The 2,755-nt window shown below is 31.8% G+C and carries 4 protein-coding genes; 1 reads left to right on the top strand and 3 read right to left on the bottom strand.

The features are described from left to right. Window positions 1-407: 407 nt before the first annotated feature. The 3 genes from CDZ78_RS08710 to CDZ78_RS08700 are packed head-to-tail and all read right to left on the bottom strand — an operon-like array spanning window position 408 to window position 1,649. Window positions 408-1,043, bottom strand: a complete 636-nt coding sequence (locus CDZ78_RS08710; RefSeq protein WP_087869670.1) for a tyrosine-type recombinase/integrase — start codon at window positions 1,041-1,043, stop codon at window positions 408-410. 44 nt (window positions 1,044-1,087) lie between these two features. Then, on the bottom strand, window positions 1,088-1,357 hold the full coding sequence (locus CDZ78_RS08705; RefSeq protein WP_087869669.1) for an antitoxin: 270 nt from the start codon (window positions 1,355-1,357) through the stop codon (window positions 1,088-1,090). Between the two features lie 22 nt (window positions 1,358-1,379). Continuing rightward, complete coding sequence (locus CDZ78_RS08700; protein WP_174664571.1) at window positions 1,380-1,649, bottom strand: toxin; 270 nt, start codon at window positions 1,647-1,649, stop codon at window positions 1,380-1,382. Between the two features lie 337 nt (window positions 1,650-1,986). On the opposite strand from CDZ78_RS08700, the gene CDZ78_RS08695 reads away from it, so the two are divergent. Next, the gene (locus CDZ78_RS08695) at window positions 1,987-2,637 is read left to right on the top strand and encodes an N-6 DNA methylase (RefSeq protein WP_087869668.1); all 651 of its coding nucleotides are present in this window, start codon (window positions 1,987-1,989) and stop codon (window positions 2,635-2,637) included. The last annotated feature ends 118 nt before the right edge of the window (window positions 2,638-2,755 follow it).

The following is a 2,755-nucleotide window of genomic DNA, read 5'->3' as shown; positions in this document are numbered from 1 at the left end:
GCTCAGTCTGTGGCGGACGCAGGGCGGCTGGAGCATCTCCTATTCGCTGCGTAGGTGAACGAATTACGGCGACAGGAGTCCCGGAATTTCGTGAGGTAGCATGGCGCGCCTACTCCTGTAGTGTTTTCAACCACGTTCAGCAATGATTCCACCCGTTCACGTAATTTGGGATGTTGGTTGAGGCGGACTATAAAAGATTTGTTGTTACTCTGGCTCACAATCTGTGTCAATTGAAATAGTGATATTTTAACAAATCCCCGCAGTTTTAATCACACCCGGTGATGTGTGTGGAAGTCCATTTTATAGAATTTTGGTCTTTCTGCATAAGAAAATATCATCACCTCCTTACAGGAGGTTCTTAAATTTTCTTGCTAAACTAGGTTTGAAGGTGGTATAAAATAATCTGGTTAATTTCCACGTTTATCAGTAAGCAAGAGTTTGGTTGTTCCTCCTTTTTGATATACGTTAATACTATTTTTAGAAAAATTAATATCATCCCACTTTAACCCCACAACTTCCGCACGTCTAAGAGCAAATATATTTAAAAAAATAATGATCAAATAATCCCTAAAATCAGCTTCAGATTTGCGGTGTTTTCCTTGCATGTACTGTAAAAAATCAATTGCTTCAGCACGGGTTAAGCTAGTTGTATTACTTTTCTTTTCCGTTTTATGAGGTTGAAACTGTTTAATGGGATTTTTAGGGTAGTTGTAAACATGAATCAGATAGTTAAAAAAAGAGGATAAAGCATAAGCTTTACGGTTTACAGTGCTGGGGTTTTTTACCTTATCTGTAAATGGGTCTTTTTTCTCTTGGGAACGAATAAAGCTCATAACATGATCAACCATAAGAGAAAATTGAACTTGTGCCAACTCATTCAGAAAAATAAGCTCCATACGGTTGAAAAAACTAAGTAGATCATTACGGTAACTTCTAACTGTTTGACTACTATTTTTAGTCAACAAAAAATCCTCAATCACATCAGCGATTAAGATTTCTGTTTGTAAATTGATTTCATTTTTAGGAATCAAGAAATTAGACATAATATAATATTGTTAGTGATTTTCACTTATGGCTTTAAATCTGTTTATTTTGCAAGATTCCCTAAATATTGGTGCAAAATAGAGCTAATAAGGGTTTGATAAGGCATACCTTGTTTAATAGCTTCTGTTTTAATACCTTCAATATCTGCTTCTAATAGTCTTAAATTAACAGGTTTTCTTTTGTTCAGTTTATTTTTAACAGATAAAGTAACTTGTTCTATTTCTGCATTAAGGTTAGGTACGCTTTTAAGTGTATTGCCTTCAATCGCATCTAGTATTTCAAGTTCTTCTGTTGAATAAGTTAAAGTGTCCATAATATTTTAAGGGTTAGTTTGGTTAGTAGTTATTATTCAGCTTACGACTAGGAATAATACTTTTTAAAAAAATATTCTCATCATCTTCTACAAAAGGTACATAGTGGATATAGTCTTTTATCCTGATAACAAATATTTTTTGATGTGCATATTTTTCTTGATTAGGGTGAGGCAAAATATCTAATAGTCGCTTATCACTAATCGCATTTTCAACATCTTCAAAGCAAATCCCTCTACCTTGTTTCAATAATGTATTTTTTTCGTGACTCCACTCAATTTTTTTTGTTTTCACTGTTTAGTAGAAGTAATAAAATTATTTTATAGTTAAAAGTCTATACAGAATACATACAAAGTCAACTTTTTATTTTTCCAATGAAAAACCCCCTAGATTACTGATGATAATATGAATTATCATCAGTAAAACTAAGTAAAAAATAGCTCTAGTTTTTTGCTTAATTGATTTTATTAAAAGGTAACTTTTTTATAAAATTGACTTTTTATAGAAATAATTAAAATAAAAGTCTATTTTTACTAATGTGAAATTAAAAATAGCCTAAATTTACGCTTACTTTAAACCCGTATAAAACGGGTTTAAAGCCTGTTTTGTACACTGATATAAGGATACTTATATGACTGAAACAAAGCAGTACAACAAGCAATCATTTATTAAAATTTTTAATTCTATAGCTAAGCATAAGCACCGCTATCAAGTTTTCTCTGATTTTGTCACTATGTCAGCAATTGCTGTACATAATGGGCTTAATAAATCTGAAACTCTTGAAAATGAATATATGGAAATTGTGGGTAAATGTTCAAAAGAAGAAGCAACTAAGTTAGCTAACCTATTTACAAATTTAGTTATTTTATTAGATCTTGGAAATACAAATAATGGGCAGTTTTTTACTCCCCCTGAAATATCTCTTATGTTAGCTCAACTTTCATATGGGGATAAGCTAAAAAATCTTGATACTCCTTTTATTACATTATCTGAACCTGCTTGTGGGGCTGGTGGGATGGTCTTGGCTTTTGCTAAAATAATGATAGAAAACAAGCATAATCCAATAGAAAAACTATGGGTACAATGTATTGATGTTGATAGAATCGCGGGGTTAATGTGTTATTTACAGTTAAGTTTATGGCATATTCCAGCAGAAGTAATTATTGGAAATACTTTATCTATGGAGTTTCGAGAAGTCTTCTATACACCAGCTCATTACTTGGGTAATTGGACGGCTAAATTGAAATTTAGGGAGCAAAACAACGCTATAAATCTATCTTAAATGTAAAAGAAAACCCAGTTATTGAAACAGTAAAAACAGAAATAAAAAAAGAGGTTATTCTTAAAGTAATTGAACAACCCCAAGAAGCTAAAAAAAAGGAGAATGATAAAAAGGGACA

This window comes from Bathymodiolus platifrons methanotrophic gill symbiont, from assembly GCF_002189065.1.
Classification (GTDB): domain Bacteria; phylum Pseudomonadota; class Gammaproteobacteria; order Methylococcales; family Methylomonadaceae; genus Methyloprofundus.
Note: the sequence above shows the minus strand (reverse complement) of the source record. Positions and strands in the feature narration are given on the sequence as shown.